The sequence below is a fragment of the Streptomyces sp. NPDC059524 genome, assembly GCF_042749255.1.
GTDB lineage: Bacteria > Actinomycetota > Actinomycetes > Streptomycetales > Streptomycetaceae > Streptomyces > Streptomyces xanthii.
Window position 1 is genome coordinate 4,769 of the sequence record NZ_JBHYTK010000028.1, and the last position, 17,683, is coordinate 22,451.

Consider the following 17,683-nt stretch of genomic DNA (forward strand, 5'->3'; position numbering starts at 1 on the left):
GGGGGGGGCGGCCGGGGCGGCGCGCGGGGCCGGGGCGGGGGCGGGGCCGCCGGGGCCCCCGCCGGGGGGGCGGCGCGCGGGCCGTTATTTTTGGTGGGCGGGGCGCCGCGGCCCGGCGGGGCGCCCCCTCTTCCGTGTCTGCGGCCGTCTCCTTGCCGGTGTCTGCGTCTGCGTCTGCGACCGCTCCCGCTTCCCGTTCCCGTTCCGGTTTCCGTTCCCGGAACCGTGTGCTTGATCCCTTCGGGGCGTTGCGCCAGAGGACGTGTGTCACAGGGCGGGACGGTTCCCCGGCCGGGGCGCTGGGCCTATCGTCGGGGCCATGTTCGCCGCCTACGCTGCCCGTATCGACCGTGATCAGCCGCTGAACGGACTGGAGCTGGGGGAGCGGCCCGCCCCCGCCGACCGGCCGGGCTGGACCACCGTGAACGTCAAGGCCGCCTCTCTCAACCATCACGACCTGTGGTCCCTGCGCGGGGTCGGACTCGGCGAGGAGGTGCTGCCCATGATCCTGGGCTGCGACGCCGCCGGGATCGACCAGAACGGCAACGAGGTCGTGCTCCATTCGGTGATCGGCGAGACCGGTCACGGGGTCGGACCGCGCGAGCGCCGGTCCATCCTCACCGAGAAGTACCAGGGCACCTTCGCCGAGCAGGTCACCGTGCCCGAGTGGAACGTGCTGCCCAAGCCGAAGGAGCTCTCCTTCGAGGAGGCCGCCTGCCTGCCCACCGCCTGGCTGACCGCGTACCGGATGCTCTTCACCAACGCCGGGGTGCGCCCCGGTGACTCGGTCCTCGTGCAGGGCGCGGGCGGCGGTGTCGCCACGGCCGCGATCGCGCTCGGCAAGGCGGCCGGGCTGCGGGTCTTCGCGACGAGCCGCGACGAGGCCAAGCGCAAGCGGGCCCTGGAGCTCGGGGCCGTCGAGGCGCTGGAGTCCGGGGCGCGGCTGCCGCAGCGGGTCGACGCCGTCATCGAGACCGTGGGCGCCGCGACCTGGTCCCACTCCGTGAAGTCGCTCCGTCCCGGCGGCACGCTGGTGATCTCCGGCGCGACCAGCGGACCCAACCCGCCGGCCGCCGAGCTCAACCGCATCTTCTTCCTGGAGCTCAAGGTCGTCGGCTCGACGATGGGCTCCAAGGACGAGCTGGAGGACCTGCTGTCCTTCTGCGCCGCGACCGGCCTCCGTCCTGTGATCGACGAGGTCCTGCCGCTCGACCGGGCCCGCGAGGGCTTCGAGAAGATGGCGGGCGGCGACCTCTTCGGCAAGGTCGTCCTGACCGTCTGACCCGATCGGGTCCAGGGAGGGGACGGGGCGCCCGGTGGGCGCCCCTTCTTCGCGCCCGTCGTGTCAACTAGGGTTGACGGCCAGGTGGTGTCAACTTACATTGACACCATGACCGAGGCAACGGATCTCGCCGAGCAGGCGGGCGCCCGCGACCCGCGGGTCGGATTGCGGGCGGTCGCCGCGCTGCGGCGGCTGCTGGAACAGCTGGAAGCGGTACAGGTGCGCAGCGCGCGCCATCAGGGCTGGTCGTGGCAGGAGATCGCGGCCGAGCTGGGCGTCAGCCGGCAGGCCGTGCACAAGAAGCACGGGAGGCGATGATGTTCGAACGGTTCACCAAGGGCGCCCGCGATGTCGTGCGCGGCGCCGTCGACAAGGCCGAGCAGGAACGCGCCCCGCAGGTCGACGAGGGGCATCTGCTGCTCGCCCTCCTGGAGGCCCGCGGCACCCGGGCGGCCTTCGCCCTGGGCGCGCTCGGCGCCGCCACGGACGCGCGGCGCGCGGCGATCGGGCAGGACCTGACCTCGGCGCGGCGCCGGGCCGGACTCTCACAGGCGGACGCCGAGGCCCTCGCCGGGCTCGGCATCGACCTCGACGAGATCGTCTCCCGAGTCGAGGAGACCCATGGCGTCGGCGCCCTGACCGGTGGGCGGCGGCTCGGCGGGCGCCGCCCGTTCACCAAGGAGGCCAAGGGCGTCCTGGAGTCCTCCCTGCGGATCGCCCTGGCCCACCGTGACCGCTCCATCGGCGACCAGCACCTCCTCCTCGCCCTCGCGACCCGCCCCGGCACGCCCATGGAGGTCCTGGCCGCGCACGGCGTGACCGTGTCCGGGGTGGAACGGGTCCTCTACGGCTCCGACTCGGACGCGGCCTCGGACGCGGCCTCGGACCCGGACGCAGACCCGGACGCAGACCCGGACGCAGACCCGGACGCAGACCCGGACTCGGACGGGGGCGGGGACGGGCGCGGGGAGGCGGCGAGCTGAGGCCGCCTCACCCTTCCTCTCCTACCCTCGCGGAGCCCTGAGCGCCGCCCCGATGTGGGCCGCCGCCTCTGAGAGTCTGCGGCGGGCCTCCTGGAGCTGAGTGGGGGAGACGCCGTGGTCGCGGGCCGCGTCGCGGATGTCGTCGCGGAACCGGTCCAGGAGGCGGTCCAGGTCGCGGGCCGGATCGCCGGTGCTGTCCTCGGCCGTGGCCCAGGACGGGATGTACTCGACCGGGATCTCCTCCGAGGCCGGACGGTACGTCGGACCGGCGCCGCCGGAGCGCGCGGAGCTGTCGGATCCGGCCTCGGCGTCGGACCCCGCCCCACTGCCGGTCCCGGCGTCAGAGCCTGAAGCCGAGCCCGCGGCCCCGCCCCCGCCCCCGGCCGAGCCCGAGCCCGCACCGGCAGCCCCGCCGGCACCCCCGGCCGAGCCCGAGCCCGCACTCTCCTTGCCGTCCGGTGCCTCCCCCTGAGGCCGTGGACGGCCCGATTCCTTACCGAAGGTCTTGCCGAACTCGCCGAACTCCCGGGCCAGCTCGGACAGCCCCTCGCGGACCCCCGTCGGCCAGTCGCCCCGCGCGAAGTGGTCCTGCACCTGGTCCTGCACCCGCTTGGCCATGCGCTGGAACTCCTCCTGCGCCTGCGCCCGCACCTTGTCCTGCGTCTCCTTGGCCTGGCGGCGCGCCCGCTGGGCCTCCTCGCGGGCCCGGCGGCTCTCGTCCTTCGCGCGCCGCGCCTGCTCCTTCCACTCCTGCTTGGCCCGGCGCAGCTCCTCCTTGGCGGCGCGCCAGGACTCGTGGTCCGTCACGTCCCCCAGTCCGCCGAGGCCGAGCCCCGGTCCGGCCCCGGTGCCCGGGGTGCCGCCGGCCTTCGATGTCGCGGCCCGCACCTCGCGGCGCAGATCGCCCGCCGCGCCCCGTACGTCGTCGCGGATCTCGGCGGCCAGCTCGGCCACGGACTCGCGGATCTCCAGCTCCAGGTCGGCCAGCTCCCCGCTGCGGTCGGCCAGCTCGGCCCGGCCCGCGTCCGTGATCGCGTAGACCTTCCGGCCGCCCTCGGTGGTGTGGGTGACGAGCCCCTCGGACTCCAGCTTGGCCAGCCGGGGGTAGACGGTGCCCGCCGACGGCGCGTACAGCCCCTGGAAACGCTCTTCGAGGAGCCGGATCACCTCGTAGCCGTGGCGCGGCGCCTCGTCGAGCAGCTTCAGGAGGTACAGGCGCAGGCGGCCGTGGGCGAAGACGGGGGGCATGTCAGAGCACCTTCTTGTCAGCGTCGCCGGTGTCGTCGGCGGGGGTGTGCGGCCCGGTCCCTCCGTCGAACGGGTCGTCCTCGCCCGGAGGCCGGCGCAGCAGCGCGATGGAGCCGGAGACCGTGGTCGCCTTGAGGCTGCCGGTGCCCGCACCGAGCCTCCCGGTGATCTTATGGGCGCCCCACTGGCCGGAGACGCGCAGGCCGTCGAACGCGTTGGACACCGCGCCGCTCGTCGTGTTCGCCTCCACCTGCGTGTCCGCCGGGTGCGGGATGCGGATGGCGATTTCGCCGGACACGCTGGTCAGGCTGACGTCGGTCGGGCCCGCCGGGTCCAGGTCCACGATCATCGCGCCGCTGACGGTGTCCGCCTTCACGAAGGAACCGGAGCCCTCGACGACCGTCAGATCGCCCGAGACCGAGTTGAACCGCAGGTCGCCCGTCACCGCCTGGGCCTCCACGCTGCCGGAGACCGTGCTCGTGCGCACCGGGCCCGTGACGCCCACCAGCGTCGTGTCGCCGGAGACGCCCTTGATCTCCGTGTGCCCCTCGATGCCGGAGACCACCGCGCCGGCCCCGACCACGCCCACCTCGACCCGGGACCCCGTGGGCACGGTGAGGGTGACGACCGCGCTGCGGTGCCAGCCTCTGCGGTCGAGCCATTTCAGGAAGCCCTTCCAGGGCAGGTCGTCGTAAGCGACCGACAGGACCCCGTCCCGCTGGGTCACCATCAGCGGCGGTCCCTCGATCTCCGAGACCTCCAGGCGGGCGGTGGGGTCGTCGGTGCCCACCACGTTCACCGTCCCGTTCACCACGCGCACATGCAGCGCCCTCACCGGCTCGTCGAAGACGAGCTTCTGCGGCTCCGCGACGGACCACTCGGGCATGGTGCGACCTCCTCCACCGTGAACGCGCCATATCGCGTCCTCTGTCAAACACGATATATCGCGGATACGGGAAGTCAAGACTGTCGCGGCAGCGCTCCGCCGGGCTCACCCGCACGAGCGACACCTCCCCGCCCCACCCGCCCGGCCGCCATTTCTGGCCGAACCCTGACAAATTGACCTAGCGTGAGCCCATGTCGTCGTCCCCGGAACCCGCCGGAGCCCTGCTGCTGTGCCGCGCCGAACCCGCCGTGGTCGGCCCCGCCGCCCATCTGCTGCGCCGACGCATGCTCCTCGCGCAGGCCGGCCGCGGCTGGAGCGTCCTCGTGCCGGAGACCAAGCCCTGGCTGGACGGCGCGGACACCGTAGACGCCGCGGGCGCCACCGACGGCACCGGTGAACCGATCGAGCGGATCCTCGGCGGCTGGGCCGGCGCCCTCGCCGTCGGCGCACCCTGGTCGGCCCTCGCGCTGTGGTGGGACGCGGACCGCAGCGGCTTCACGCTCGCGTCCGGATTCCGCCGCCCCGTCGGCTACGTGTGGCTCGCGAACGGCACCCCGGCCGGCGAGGACGAGGCCATGCGGACCTTCGCCGCCCGCCTCGGCCTCGACCCGGTGCTCGACATGCAGTCGCTCGACGCGCTCACCGAACCCGACAGCGCCTCCGACGCCCGCGCCCGGATGCTCGGCCTGCTCGCGGTGCTCAGCCGCACCGGCCTCGCCCTCCCCGCGGGCCTGACCCCCGGCGAACCCGCCGACCGGCTCCGCGAGGCCGCGCGGAGCCGGCCGGACGCCGAACCCGTCTCCTGGTCCGGCTGGCGCGACGCCATGCACGCCGAACTCGACGTCGTCGAGGGCACCGGCATCGGCCCCTGGCTGCGCGGCCCCAAGGCCCGCTGCCTCGCCGCCGCACAGCTCGCCGCCGGTCTCCCGCTCGCCCTGCACGGCCTGCGCCGGCGCAGCGGGGGCTGGCTCACGGCAGGCGCGGTGCTGCTCGCGCACGGCGCGCTCGGTCTCGCGTACGACCGGATGCGCTCGGCCCGCGACTGACGCCCGCCCGGCCCCGTACCCGCCGCTGTCGGCCCCGTACCCGCCGCTGTCGGCCCTGTATCCGCCGCCGACGGGCCCTGCCCGCCGTCCCGCTCCGCGCCCTGCCTCGCCCCTACTCCTCGTCTACTCCTCGTCCTCGTCGTCGTCCAGCCGCGCCAGCCACGTGGCCAGGCGCTCCACCGGCACCTCGAAGTCCGGGTTCAGATCGACGAACGTCCGCAGCTGCTCGGCCAGCCACTCGAAGGTGACCTCCTCCTCGCCGCGCCGCTTCTCCAGCTCTTCGATGCCACGGTCGGTGAAGTACAAGGGGTGCTCCGTGCTGCTCGTCCTGCTCGTGGTGCGTTGTCCCTGCCAGGATAGGCGCGGCCCGGCGGGTCACGGACGGGCACCGGGCGACGACCGTGCGCTCTCGCCCCGGCCGTCCCCGCGAGCTAGCCTGATGGCTCATCAATACCGGTGGGGCGTACGGGACATGGTGCGCCGCGGCGACGGGGGAGTGCGCCATGGGGGACGCGATACGGCCGGTGCGGCTGCCGGACGGCACGGAGGTCTGGGTCCGGGCCTCGAACCTGCCGCGCCTCGGCGGGCAGGACGACTACGACGACCTCTACGAGGACGTCGGCCTGTGGGAGAACGTGGTCACCCGCGTCGAGGGTCTCAAGGAGACCGTCGAGGGCGTCGCCCGCTCGGTCCGTACGGCCACGGCCGCGGTCGCGCCGGACGAGACCGCGGTGACGTTCGGCATCGAGGTCAGCGCCAAGCCGGGCAAGGCCGTCGCGGTGCTCGCCGACGGCGAGGCTAAGGCCAATCTGTCGATCACCCTGACCTGGCACCACGCCGACCGCCGGGCCTCCCGCCGCGCCGCCGCCGACACCGACGCGGGCCCGGCACCCGTGCCGGGCCCCGCCCCGGGCGACGGTGCCGAGGAGGGCGACAGCCGGGCCAGGGCCTGATGGCGACCGCTCCGGACCGCGGCGAGCTGTGGCAGCTGACCGAGGAGGCGACCGTAGGGCTCGGGGCGCCGCCGCCCTCCGACGACGGGCTGCCGATCGTCGCCCAGCGCGGCTCGCGCGCCCTGTGGGGCAGCGGCTTCCTCGTGGCCCCCGGCTGGGTGCTGACCTGCGCGCACGTGCTGGTCGACGGGCCGGGGCGGCGTGCCCGCCGCGCCGTGCGCCCCGACGGCACCGACGTCGGCGTCCACGTGGACGGACGGGTGCTGCGCGGCCGGGTCGCGTACTCCATGCCGCTGCCCCGGGCCGCCCGGTCCGGCCCGCACGGCCCCGACAGCGCCACCGACCTCCTCGTGTCCGAGGCCGACAGGGCGGCCCCGGACACCGACAGGAGCGGCCCGGACCTGGCGCTGGTCGCCCTGCTCGACCCGATGGACCGGGAGCGCTGCGCCTGGCTCACCGACCGGCCGCCGGGCGAGTTCGGCAGCGGCGGCATCGTCGGCCGCTTCGCACACCCCTCCGGCGTGCCCGGCCACAGCGAACCCGAGAGCCTCTCGTGCGGCTACGGCGGCACGACCGGCACCCGGATCAAGTTCGAGCTGCGGGCCGACATGCGCCCCGGCACCTCCGGCGGGCCGCTCGTCGACCTGGAGCGCGGCGAGATCGTCGGTGTCGTCAAGGCGCGCTTTCGGGAGGGCGGCTCCGGGATCGCCGTCGCCGTGAGCGGCCTGCGCGCGCTGACCGCCGCCGCGCACCTCGACGGCGCCCCCGACCTCGGCCCCGACCCGTACGAGGAGCTGATGCGGCGCCACGACGACTGGCACTGGCACCGCCAGCACCCCGAGCACGGCAACGGCGAACCCACCTGGGTCGACGCCCAGCGCGCCCTGCCCAGGCGGCGCGGCTCCTGGGGTGTGCTCGACCGCCTGGAGGCCCTGCACCAGCTCGGCGCGATGCCCCCGCCCAGCACCTCCGCGACCGTGCGCGAACTCGCGGCCGAGGCCCTGGACCGGACCGTGGCCCACTCCGTCGCCCCCGTCGGCTGGCGCGACGGACTCGGCATGCTGCACGGCTTCGGCGGCGAGGGCGACCTCGCCGTCCACCTCAGCTACCTCGTCCTCGTGGCGAAGTGGATCTCCAAGCACTCCGCCGAACCGGAGGCGGCGGCACGCGCGCGTGAGCTCTACGAGTCCGTCATGAAGCGCGGCCACGCCCTGGACGCCAAGCAGCGCGGACAGCTCGGCACCCTGCGCCCGCGCCCGCGCGCCGTCCTCCTGGAGTTCGACCACGCCCCCTCCACCCCGTACTTCGACGAGGGCGAGGAGGAGGTGCAGCAGTACGTCTGGTCCCTCTACAAGGGCTACGAGGACGGCCGCTGGGAGCTCGCCCGGACGCCGCCCACCGACGGACAGCCCTTCGCGCAGGCCCGCGAGAGCGCGCTCGACGCACTCGTCGGCGTCCTGGAGGCCGCCGACGCGACCCGGGCCGACGACGATCCCGTACCTCTCGAAGTGGCCCTGCCCGGCACCGAGTTCGCCGCCGCCGTCGCCGAGTGGGAGATACGGGAGGACGCCCGGCCCAGCGCGCCGCACAGCCCCATGGGCATCGACCGGCCCGTGATGCTGCGCGACATCGAGCGCCGCGCCCAGCTGGTCGACGCCGCCGACGTCGCCGAACAGTGGCGCGCCCGCTGGCGCGGACTGCACCGGGCCGAGCGGCTGCGGCTGCTGCGCCCCGCGGGCCCGCCGGCCCCGCTGCGGCGCGCCCAGCTGAAGAGCGCCCCGCACGACTCGGTCCCGGTCCTGTGCCAGCGCGTGACGGCGGGCTCCGGCCACGTCGCGGTCCAGCGCGCGGTCGGCCTGGGCTACCCGGTCGCCCTGTGGCGGGCCGACGGACACGGGGACGAGGACGGCTGCGGCGACGCCTGCGACGGCTTCCACGAGGGCGTCACCACCCTCCTCGACCGCCCCGGCGAATCCGTCCGCACCCTGCCCGGCCGCCTGTGGAAACTCCGCAGCGGCGCGTCCGGCACGGACTGGCTGCGCGGCCTGATCCTCTTCTACGACAGCCCGGACCACCCCCTGCCCACCGCCTCGGCCCGGCCCTTCGAACCGCCTCCGTAGCGATGCCTTCACGCCGACTTGAATCCGATGGGAGGGCCCGGCGGGCCCGGTATTTTCGTGGCAGCCTGTCGCGGAGGGGGCCTTCATGAGCGAGTGGCTGATCTACCGGGGCGCCGGAGCCCCGCACGACGACATCGAGCGGCTGCCCCCACCGCCGCCCTGGCGCGATTTCGACGGCGCCCCCGCGCTCGCCTCGCCCGGCGAGCTGGACAGCGCCTCGGTCCGCCGGCTCGGGGTGCGCAGCCGCCAGGCGCAGATGCACCGGCCGGGCGCGGAGGAGCGCGAACTGGTCAACGCCGCGCTCTACCTGCGCAGACCGCTCCTCGTCACCGGGCAGCCCGGCAGCGGCAAATCGACCATCGCGCACTCCGTCGCGTACGAGCTGAAGCTCGGCCGGGTCCTCACCTGGCCGGTCGTCAGCCGCAGCATCCTGCGCGAGGGGCTCTACCAGTACGACGCCATCGGCCGCCTCCAGGACCTGCAGATCCGCACCGCGCTCGGCGAGGACAGCGCCGCCGGCATCGCGGACGTCGGACGCTACATCCGGCTCGGCCCGCTCGGCACCGCGCTGCTCGCCTACGACCGCCCGCGCGTCCTGCTCGTCGACGAGCTCGACAAGAGCGACATCGACCTGCCGAACGACCTGCTCAACGTGCTGGAGGAGGGCGAGTTCACCATCCCCGAGCTGGAGCGGATCGCGGACGTCGCCCCGGACGTCGAGGTCCTCACCCACGACGGCGCCAAGGTGACGGTCCATCACGGCCGGGTGCGCTGCCGCGCCTTCCCGTTCATCGTCCTGACGAGCAACGGGGAACGCGACTTCCCCGCCCCGCTGCGCCGCCGCTGCATCCAGCTGGAGATGACCCCGCCCGACGCCGAACGGCTCGCGGGGATGGTCCGCGCCCACTTCGGAGAGGGCGCCGACGACGAACACGCCGCGCTCATCGACCAGTTCCTCGACCGCGACCCCGGCGACGTGCTCGCCGTCGACCAGCTGCTCAACGCCATCCACCTGGTGCGCCAGACGGGCTGGGACACGGACAGCGCCGCGCGCGCCCGCCTGTCGGGCGAACTGATGCGGCCCCTCGACCGGACGCGGTGACCGGGTGCCCGCTCCCGAGCTTCCCGACCCGCACGTTCCTGACCCCGTGACCCGCCTCGTCCGCGCCCTCGCCGAGGCAGGCACCCCGCTCGACACCCGGGAGCTCGCCGACGCCCTCTGGCTCGCCCGGTGGACCGCCGGCACGGCCCGGTCCCGCAGCGGACCCCGGCCCTCCGCCCCCGCCCCGAGCGGCCCCGAACCGGACGCCGAACCCCCCGCCCGGCCGGAGGCACCCCCTCCGCACCGGTCGGATCCGGCCAAATCCGCGGACCCGCCCGCGACCGCCCCGCGCCCCGCCCCCGTCACCCTCGCCGAACTGCGCCCGGCCGCACCCGACCCGGCCCCCGCCGGCGCCGCACCCCGCGCCGCCGCCGTGTCCGGGCTCCCCGCCCTGCCCGCGCTGCGCCGCGCCCTGCGCCCCCTGCGCGCCTACCGGCCGCCCGGCCTCTTCGCGCCCAGCGAGCTCGACGAGACCGCCACCGCCGAACTCACCGCCACTGTCGGCCTGTTGAGCCCCGTCCGCAGGCCCGTACGGCGCCGCACCGCCGACCTCGTCCTGCTCATGGACGGCGCCCCCGCCATGGCCGTCTGGGACGGACTCCTCGCCGACCTGCGCCGCGCCTGCGTCCAGGTCGGCGCCTTCCGCGACGTCGTCGTGCAGTACCTGCACCCGCTCGGCGCCGGCCTCGGCGTCACCGCCCGCCCGGGACTCGGCCACGTCCTGCGCCCCGCACAGGAGGTCACCGACCCCTCGGGGCAGCGCGTCCACCTGCTGCTCAGCGACTGCACCGGGCCGTTGTGGCGCGACGGCACCTTCCAGCGGCTGCTGCGCGGCTGGGTCACCGGCGCTCCGCTCGCCGTGCTCCAGCCCCTGCCGCAGCGCTTCTGGCAGCGCACCGCCCTGCCCGCCCGCACCGGAACCCTCACCCGCCGCCAAGGCCCGTACAGCCAGCTGGAGTTCAGGGAGCTGAGGCGGGGCGCGAGGACGGTGGCCGGACCCTACGTCCCCGTCCTGACGCCCACGCCCGCCGCACTCGGCACCTGGTCGCGGCTCGTCGCGGCCGAGAGCGGACTGCGACTGCGCGGCGCCGCCGCACCGCTCGACGGCGCCGCCCGGATCCCCGTACCGGACACGGACGCCGACGGTCACGAGGAGGACGAGGCCGAGCGGCTGCTCGTGGAGTTCGACGAGACCGCCTCGCCCACCGCCCGCGACCTCGCCGTCCACCTCGCCGCCGCCCCCCTCGCCCTGCCCGTCATGCGGCTGGTCCAGCGCACCATGCAGCCCGGCACCGGCCCCGCCGAACTCGCCGAGGTGCTCCTCGGCGGCCTCGTCACCCAGCGCCCGCCCGGCGACGGGCCCGGCCGCGAGCAGGAGGCCCGCACCGGCCCCTGGTTCGACTTCAAGCCCCGCGTCCGCACCCTGCTCCTGAAGCGGCTCAGCGCCGGCGAGGCCGCCCTCGTCCTCAAACACTGCGCCCTCTACATCGAACGCACCTTCGGCCGCGCCGCCCGCAACTACCCGGCCGCCGTCGTCGCCTACCTCGAAGGCACCGGACGCCGCCCCACCGGCGGCACCGGCAGCGTCCCCGAACCCTTCGCCACCGTCTCCGACCTCGTCCTGCGCCACTTCGAACGCGGCCTCGCCGAACTCCCCGGCGCCCTCGAACTGCCCGGCCACCCGCTGCGCGCCGCCGAACAGCGCCTGCGCCGCTACGAGAGCGACGGCGGCGCCGACGACCTCCTCGAAGCCCTGCGCCTGCTGCGCACCCCCCGCGCCACCGGCCACCCCGACGGCGGCCGCCTCTACGCCCGCGCCCTGCTGCACGCCTGGCAGCAATGGCGCGACCCGCGCCGCCTCGCCGAGGCCGAGGACGTCGCCCGCCGCGAGGTCGACACCCTCGCCGCCCGGACCGAACCCGACCCCGAGGCCCTCGGCGCGGCCCGCATCGCGCTCGCCCGCGTGCTGCGGACCCGGGGCGAGGAACGGATCGCGGAGGCCGCACGCCGCCGCCCGCCCGAGTCCACCGAGCTGCGGGAGCACGGGGAGCACCTCGTCGACGAGGCCCTGGCCCAGCTCGAACTCGCCCTCTACCTCCCGGGCCTGACCGCCGCCACCCGCCTGTCCTGCGCCGTGCTCCACACCGCCGTCGTCGACAGCCGCCTCGACCGCTCGCCCGACGACGACCTCACCCACCTCGACCGCTCCGTCCGCGTCCTGAGCCGCCTCACCGAGCGCTGGCCGGACGGCAGCCCACCCGCCGAACTCTGGTTCGCCCTCGGCCGCGCCCTGCTCCGATGCGCCCTGCACGCCCTCCCCGACTCCGCGGAACGGCGCCGTCTCGCGATGCGGGCGGCGGCGGCGCTCACCGCGGGAGTGGAGCGCGTCGGGGGCGCGGACGGCGCGGCAAATCCCCTCGCCCGGGTCCTCCTCGACCTGGCGACCTCACATGCGCTGAGCGATGCTCCGTTCGCATCGGAGTCAGAGAGGGCAGTCTTGAAGCGAGCCGCCGACGCGGCACGGACCGAGAGCGACACCCCGCTCGAGGCCGCGGCGCGCGGACGACTCGCACTGCTGATGTGGAACAGCGACAGAGACAGTGACAGCGACCAGGCGGACACCGACGCGGCCGAGGCGGAGATGAAGCGGGCACTGAGTCTGTTACGACCGGGCGACCCCCAGCGAGCCGAGCTGCTCGTCTCGTACGGGCAGATGCTGCTGGAGTCCCAGCGCGCCCACGACGAGTCCGAGGACCCCAACCGGGTTTCCGAAGCGGTCAACAGCCTGCGCGAGGCCGTGGCCGACACCGCGCCGAGTCATCCCTCGGCCGTGGAACGCCGCCTCCTGCTGGCGGCCGCCCTGCGCCGGCGCTACGGCGCGGAATCCATGATCGCCGACCTGTACGAGGCGTGCTGGACCCTCGACCAGGCACTGAGGGACACCGAGGTGCCGGCCCTGCGCGCCGCCGCCTGGCTCGAACTCGGAGGCCTGCACGGGCTCCTGGCCCGGCACACCCGGGAGCGCGAGGAGTGGGTCCGGGCCGACGAGGCGTACGCGCGCGCCGCCCAGGAGGCCGAGGCAGCCCGCGATCCCCGCACCGCGGCGCGGGCCCTCCACGGCCGCGCCGAGGTCCTGGAGTTCCTCGCCGGCCCCACCCGCGCCCTGGCCCTCTACCGCGCGGCCCGCGAACGCTGGGCCCGCACCCCGGGGGCCGACCCGACCGAGGTGCGTCGCACGGATGACCGGATCCGGCGGCTGGACGGCACGCAGTGACCCCCCGGTGTTTTCCTCACCGGGCCCCGGGGCATGCCCGCTTAGCCGATTGTCACGAGGAGGCGATGTGCTGAGCCCGGCCGCGAGCGAGCCCAGTGGGTCCCTGCCGGATTACGCGGGGCTGGACCTGGCGGAGCTGCGGGGGCGGAGCGATCATCCGGTGCTGGGGGCGGTGATCGAGGGGCTGATCGCGCGGCCCCGGACGGCGGGGCGGACCGTGGCGATGTACGACGACTGCCCGGACGGCAACGGCCTTGCCGCACCTCTGCCGGACTACGCCGGGCTGGATCTGACGGAGCTGCGGGGACGCAGCGACCATCCGGTCCTCGCGTCCGTCCTCGACGGGCTGATCGCGCGGCCGAGGACCGCCGAGCGGACGGTGGCGGTGTACGGGGACGGAGCCGACGGTGACACCCAGGTCTCACGGTGAGTACCGGGGAACCGTCGGCGGCACCGACGGACCTGCTCGCCCCCTGGCCCCTCCAGGACCTCGACGTTCCCGCCCTGCGGCGCTCCGGGGTCCGGCCGGTGCCGTTCCGCCAGTTCGTCCTGAAGGTGCACAGCCGCTGCAATCTCGCCTGCTCGTACTGCTACATCTACGAGGGGGCCGACACCAGTTGGCAGGACCGTCCGGCCCAGGTCGCCGACGAGACCGTGCGGCGCACCGCCGAACGGATCGCCGAGCACGCCCGCACCCACCGGCTGCCGTACGTGCGGATCGACCTGCACGGCGGTGAGCCCCTGCTCGGCGGCCCGGCGCCGCTCGTGCGCTACGCCGCCGCCGTGCGCCGGGCGGTGCCCGCGGACTGCCAGGTCGACGTGGGCGTCCAGACCAACGGGACGCTGCTCACCGAGAGCGCCCTCGACGCCCTCGCCGCGGCCGGCATCCGGGTCGGCCTCAGCCTCGACGGCGGGACCGCGGCACACAACCGGCTGCGGACGTTCCGCGGCGGCCGTTCCTCCTGGCCCGCCGCCTCGCGCGCCGCACGGCTCCTCGCGCGCAGGCCCGAGACCTTCGCCGGCGTCCTGTGCACCATCGACCTCGCCAACGACCCCGCGGACGTGCTGCGCTCGCTCCTCGAACTGCGCCCACCCGGCCTCGACCTGCTGCTCCCGCACAACAACTGGAGCATCCCCCCGGCGGGCGTCGCCCCGGCGGACCCCGGTGCCCTCGGCTTCCCGCACCGACGGCCGGCCCCGTACGGGGACTGGCTCGCCGATGCCTTCGACCTGTGGTGGGCGAACCCCGGCCCCGCCGTCCGCATCCGGCTGTTCGCCGAGATCATCGCCCTGCTCCTCGGCCAGCCCAGCGCCACGGAGGTGGTCGGCCTCTCGCCGGTCGCCGCCGTCGTCGTCGACACCGACGGCGCCATCGAGCAGGTCGACTCGCTCAAGACGACGTACGAGGGCGCCCCCGTCACGGGCCTGGACGTGCACCGCCACAGCTTCGACGAGGCGCTCGACCACCCGGGCATCGCCGCCCGGCACCTGGGCCGGGACGCCCTCGGCCGGGAGTGCCGGGCCTGCCCGCTCGTCGACGTCTGCGGCGGCGGCAACTACGCCCACCGCTTCCTGACCCGCAGCGGCTTCCGTCACCCCACGGTCTACTGCGCCGACATGGCCCGGCTCATACGCCACATCTCCGCCAGGGTCCAGGCCGAGATCGGTACCTCGCCCTAGCCTTTCCGGCCGAATCCCGACACGGCCGACGCTTCGTCAGATCTGCCGGCCACCCATGAATTACGGTGCCAGCAGCCCCCGATCCACCTCGCACGCCCATTCGTTCGCAGCACAGCGCAGGACAGGGAGACGGTCGCATGGCCGAGTTCATCACCATCAGTCACGCCGGATCCAGCCGTCCCTGGGCAGCCTGGATCGCGCACCAGCTCGAACGGCAGGGCATCGGCACCGCGATGCTGCGCTGGGACCCCGAGCTGGAGACATCGCTGGTCGATGCGCTCACCGGACTGCTCGAGGCACCCGGGCGGGTTCTGCTCGTGCTGGACGACTGGTACTTCGGGCTCGGCCCGCGCCCTGCGGAGGAGTGGACCGAAGCCCTTCGCGAGGTCGTCGCCGCACACGCCGACCGCTTCGTCGCCGTCAACGTCTCGACCGGCGCCCTGCCCGCCGCGACGGCCGCCCTGGCCCCGGTCAGCCTGCTCGGTCTCAGTGCCCGCGAGGCCGGGCGCCGGCTGATGCGCCGCGTCGGCATCGAGCGGCCGCGCCCCGCCGAGGACGGAGACAGCGGCGGCCCCCGCTTCCCCAACGACGACCAGGCCCAGTGGAACGTCCCGCCCCGCAACGAGCGCTTCACCGGCCGCGACGAGATCCTCGAACGCATCCACTCGGTCTTCCTGGACAGTGAGGGCGAACGCTGCGTCCTGCGCGGCATCTCCGGCGTCGGCAAGACCCAGATCGGCCGCGAGTACGCGTACCGCTTCCGCAACGAGTACGACATCGTCTGGCAGGTCAACTCCGGTTATCCCGGCACCGCGCGCGAACAGCTGGCCGAACTCGCCACCCGGCTGAACCTGCCCGCGGGACGCGAGACCGGTGACCGGATCCGCGCCGTCCAGAGCGCCCTGCGCAGCGGCACCCCGTACCGGAACTGGCTGCTCATCTTCGACGGCGCCGACAACGTCGACGGCATCGAGAACCTGCTCCCCGACGGACCGGGACACGTCCTCATCACCACGCTCACCCGGGACTGGTCGGCCTTCAGCCGCACCCAGGAGATCGAGGTCCACCCCTTCACCCGGCGCGAGAGCGTCGCGTTCGCCTGCCGCCGCGCGCCACGCCTGACCATGGAACAGGCCGACGCCCTCGCGGCGGCCGTCCAGGACCTCCCGCTTCTCGTCAACCAGACCGCGTCCTGGCTCGCCATCAACGAGACGATGCCCGTCGAGCCGTACATCGACAGCATCCTCAGCGGCCGCCCCAACGAGTTCGGTCTCAGCTTCGTCGACGACGACTACCAGAAGAGCGTCTGGACCAGCTGGTCCCTCACCCAGAACATGCTGCGTGAGAAGCACCCCGACGCGGCCGAACTCCTCAAGATCTTCGGCTTCTTCTCCCCGGACGCCATCCCGGTCGGCCTCATCCAGTCCGCCCGCCCCGGCGACCTGCCCGCCCACCTCGAAGCCCTCACCGCCGACCCCATCGGCTGGCACACCAACCTGCGCCGGCTCAACGAGGCCACCGCGGTCATGCGCATGGACTACCCGGCCGCCGACACCCGCGTCGACCAGGGCGTCGAGAGCGTCCAGATGCACCACCTGTACCACAGCTACCTGCGCACCGGCATGCCCGAGTCCGAGCGCGAACAGGCCGCCGCGGCCGCCTGCCGAGTCCTGGTCAGCGCATCGCCGCGCAACCCCAACGACACGCGCCTGTGGGAGCGTTACGCGCAGATCATCCCCCACCTGGATCACGCGGGGGCCTTCGACAGCGGCGACAGCGACGTGCAGTCGCTGATTCTCGACTGCATCAACTACCTCCGCGTACGCGGGGAGTACTCGGCCGGGCTCGAACTGATCCGCAAAGCGCTGCCCCGCTGGCAGCAGCGCTTCCGCCCGACCGACCGCAACCTGCTGCGGCTCGACTACTACCACGCGATCATGCTGCGCAGGGTCGGCCGCTACCGCGAGGCGGAGGCGGCGGGACGCAACTCGGTGGCACTGCTCCAGGAGCACGCTCCCGACAGCAACGACCTCCTGCTCGCCAAGCAGGGGCTCGGCGGCTCCCTGTGGGCACTGGCCTCCTACGAAGAAGCGCGCGACCTCTTCAAGGAGGTGTGGGACGCCTACCGGGTCCTCCTGGGGGAGCGGCACCCCCGCACGCTCGACCAGCAGCTCAACTACGCCGCGGTCCTCGGACAGTTGGGCAACTACGAGGAGTCGCTCGCCATCGAGCGGGCCGAGCTGAAGATCCGTGAGCAGGTCCTGGGAGCCCGCCACCCCTCCACCCTGGAGAGCGGTACCGTCTGCGCCAGCCTCCTGCGCTGGCTCGGCAAGTACGACGACGCGCTCTCCACCCAGGAACAGACGGTCCTGGTCCACCACCAGATCATGGACCTGCACCACCCCCAGACCCTGCGCGCCGAGCACAGCCTCGCGCTCTGTCTGCGCCGCTCCGGCGAGTACCAGAAGGCCGAGACGCTCCTGCAGACCGTGCTGCTGCGCTCCGAGCAGGTCCACGGTCCCGAACACCCCGACACACTGTCCGTGCTCGCCGACTACGCGAGCCTGCAGCGTTCCCACGGCGACCCCAGCCGGGCCAGGGAACTCGCCGAGCGCGCCGCGACCGGACACACCACGCTGCTCGGCGACGGACACCCGTTCTCGGCGGGAGTCCTCGGCAACCTGGCCCTGGTGATGGCCGAGTTCGGTGAACGGGACGAGTCGCTGCACCTGTCCGAGAGGGCGCTGTCGAGGATGCGCGTGGCCGTGGGCGAGCGGCATCCGTGGACGATCGGCTGCTGCGTCAACACCTCCGGCGCCCGCGCCCTGGCCGGCGACGTCGACGGTGCCGCCGAGCTGAGTCTGGAGGCCGCCACCGGTGCCGAGGCGGTGCTGGGGTCCCGGCACCCCCTGACCCTCTCAGCCTGGGCGGCCCACGCCACCGACCTGCGCCTGCTGCGGCGCGGAAAGGAAGCGGGGGAGAAGGAGCAGGAAGTGATCCGGGTGCTCGCCGAGACACTGGGCGACCAGCACCCCCACACCGTCAGCGTCCGCCGCCGCCAGCGCCCGTACTGGGACTTCGAACCCCAGCCGGTCTAGCGGCTGCGGCG

The 17,683-nt window shown here is 74.4% G+C and carries 13 protein-coding genes and 1 pseudogene; 11 read left to right on the plus strand and 3 right to left on the minus strand.

Annotated elements, in window-relative coordinates:
• Positions 1-319 precede the first annotated feature (319 nt).
• The 3 genes and pseudogenes from ACFW9D_RS11040 to ACFW9D_RS11050 form a co-directional block, all read left to right on the plus strand.
• Positions 320-1,282 carry a zinc-binding dehydrogenase gene (locus ACFW9D_RS11040; protein WP_384620293.1) on the plus strand — a complete coding sequence of 321 codons (963 nt, stop codon included), beginning with the start codon at positions 320-322 and terminating at the stop codon, positions 1,280-1,282.
• A 108-nt stretch (positions 1,283-1,390) separates the two neighbouring features.
• Positions 1,391-1,600 carry a helix-turn-helix domain-containing protein gene (locus ACFW9D_RS11045; protein ID WP_384620296.1) on the plus strand — a complete coding sequence of 70 codons (210 nt, stop codon included), beginning with the start codon at positions 1,391-1,393 and terminating at the stop codon, positions 1,598-1,600.
• Positions 1,600-2,151 (plus strand): annotated as a pseudogene (locus ACFW9D_RS11050) (Clp protease N-terminal domain-containing protein); the annotation flags it as partial. The gene ACFW9D_RS11045 and the pseudogene ACFW9D_RS11050, both read left to right, overlap by 1 nt.
• A 135-nt stretch (positions 2,152-2,286) precedes the next feature.
• Here the strand turns inward: ACFW9D_RS11050 and ACFW9D_RS11055 are convergent.
• Positions 2,287-3,513 (minus strand): helix-turn-helix transcriptional regulator, encoded by a 1,227-nt coding sequence (locus ACFW9D_RS11055; RefSeq protein WP_384620299.1) that lies wholly within the window; start codon positions 3,511-3,513, stop codon positions 2,287-2,289.
• Position 3,514: 1 nt separating this feature from the next.
• The gene (locus tag ACFW9D_RS11060) at positions 3,515-4,399 is read right to left on the minus strand and encodes a DUF4097 domain-containing protein (RefSeq protein WP_384620302.1); all 885 of its coding nucleotides are present in this window, start codon (positions 4,397-4,399) and stop codon (positions 3,515-3,517) included.
• 191 nt (positions 4,400-4,590) lie between these two features.
• Here ACFW9D_RS11060 and ACFW9D_RS11065 point away from each other — a divergent pair, with 191 nt between their 5' ends.
• Positions 4,591-5,445, plus strand: coding sequence for a hypothetical protein (locus ACFW9D_RS11065; protein ID WP_384620304.1), 855 nt, complete (start codon positions 4,591-4,593; stop codon positions 5,443-5,445).
• A gap of 123 nt (positions 5,446-5,568) precedes the next feature.
• Here the strand turns inward: ACFW9D_RS11065 and ACFW9D_RS11070 are convergent, their stop codons facing one another.
• Positions 5,569-5,751, minus strand: coding sequence for a DUF6104 family protein (locus tag ACFW9D_RS11070; protein WP_018571400.1), 183 nt, complete (start codon positions 5,749-5,751; stop codon positions 5,569-5,571).
• Between the two features lie 197 nt (positions 5,752-5,948).
• On the opposite strand from ACFW9D_RS11070, the gene ACFW9D_RS11075 reads away from it, so the two are divergent.
• The 7 genes from ACFW9D_RS11075 to fxsT all read left to right on the plus strand — a co-directional run bounded on the left by ACFW9D_RS11075 (position 5,949) and on the right by fxsT (position 17,672).
• Complete coding sequence (locus ACFW9D_RS11075) at positions 5,949-6,398, plus strand: CU044_2847 family protein (RefSeq protein WP_384620306.1); 450 nt, start codon at positions 5,949-5,951, stop codon at positions 6,396-6,398.
• On the plus strand, positions 6,398-8,518 hold the full coding sequence (locus ACFW9D_RS11080; protein WP_384620309.1) for a trypsin-like peptidase domain-containing protein: 2,121 nt from the start codon (positions 6,398-6,400) through the stop codon (positions 8,516-8,518). Before ACFW9D_RS11075 ends, ACFW9D_RS11080 begins: the two co-directional genes overlap by 1 nt.
• Before the next feature lie 85 nt (positions 8,519-8,603).
• On the plus strand, positions 8,604-9,620 hold the full coding sequence (locus ACFW9D_RS11085) for a MoxR family ATPase (protein WP_188336905.1): 1,017 nt from the start codon (positions 8,604-8,606) through the stop codon (positions 9,618-9,620).
• Between the two features lie 46 nt (positions 9,621-9,666).
• A complete protein-coding gene (locus ACFW9D_RS11090) occupies positions 9,667-12,894 on the plus strand; it encodes an SAV_2336 N-terminal domain-related protein (protein ID WP_384620312.1) in 3,228 nt (1,075 codons plus the stop codon).
• A gap of 67 nt (positions 12,895-12,961) precedes the next feature.
• A complete protein-coding gene (locus ACFW9D_RS11095) occupies positions 12,962-13,324 on the plus strand; it encodes a YxD-tail cyclophane-containing RiPP peptide (RefSeq protein WP_384620315.1) in 363 nt (120 codons plus the stop codon).
• Positions 13,321-14,574: an FxsB family cyclophane-forming radical SAM/SPASM peptide maturase gene (locus tag ACFW9D_RS11100; RefSeq protein WP_384620317.1), complete on the plus strand. Its 1,254-nt coding sequence runs from the start codon at positions 13,321-13,323 to the stop codon at positions 14,572-14,574. Before ACFW9D_RS11095 ends, ACFW9D_RS11100 begins: the two co-directional genes overlap by 4 nt.
• Before the next feature lie 137 nt (positions 14,575-14,711).
• On the plus strand, positions 14,712-17,672 hold the full coding sequence (fxsT, locus tag ACFW9D_RS11105) for an FxSxx-COOH system tetratricopeptide repeat protein (protein ID WP_384620320.1): 2,961 nt from the start codon (positions 14,712-14,714) through the stop codon (positions 17,670-17,672).
• The last annotated feature ends 11 nt before the right edge of the window (positions 17,673-17,683 follow it).

Bases quoted from the DNA above. Each gene is read 5' to 3' on its own strand.
- ACFW9D_RS11060 (WP_384620302.1), bottom strand. From the start codon at position 4,399: ATGCCCGAGTGGTCCGTCGCGGAGCCGCAGAAGCTCGTCTTCGACGAG.
- ACFW9D_RS11065 (WP_384620304.1), top strand. From the start codon at position 4,591: ATGTCGTCGTCCCCGGAACCCGCCGGAGCCCTGCTGCTGTGCCGCGCC.
- ACFW9D_RS11075 (WP_384620306.1), top strand. From the start codon at position 5,949: ATGGGGGACGCGATACGGCCGGTGCGGCTGCCGGACGGCACGGAGGTC.
- ACFW9D_RS11080 (WP_384620309.1), top strand. From the start codon at position 6,398: ATGGCGACCGCTCCGGACCGCGGCGAGCTGTGGCAGCTGACCGAGGAG.
- ACFW9D_RS11045 (WP_384620296.1), top strand. From the start codon at position 1,391: ATGACCGAGGCAACGGATCTCGCCGAGCAGGCGGGCGCCCGCGACCCG.
- ACFW9D_RS11085 (WP_188336905.1), top strand. From the start codon at position 8,604: ATGAGCGAGTGGCTGATCTACCGGGGCGCCGGAGCCCCGCACGACGAC.
- fxsT (WP_384620320.1), top strand. From the start codon at position 14,712: ATGGCCGAGTTCATCACCATCAGTCACGCCGGATCCAGCCGTCCCTGG.
- ACFW9D_RS11040 (WP_384620293.1), top strand. From the start codon at position 320: ATGTTCGCCGCCTACGCTGCCCGTATCGACCGTGATCAGCCGCTGAAC.
- ACFW9D_RS11055 (WP_384620299.1), bottom strand. From the start codon at position 3,513: ATGCCCCCCGTCTTCGCCCACGGCCGCCTGCGCCTGTACCTCCTGAAG.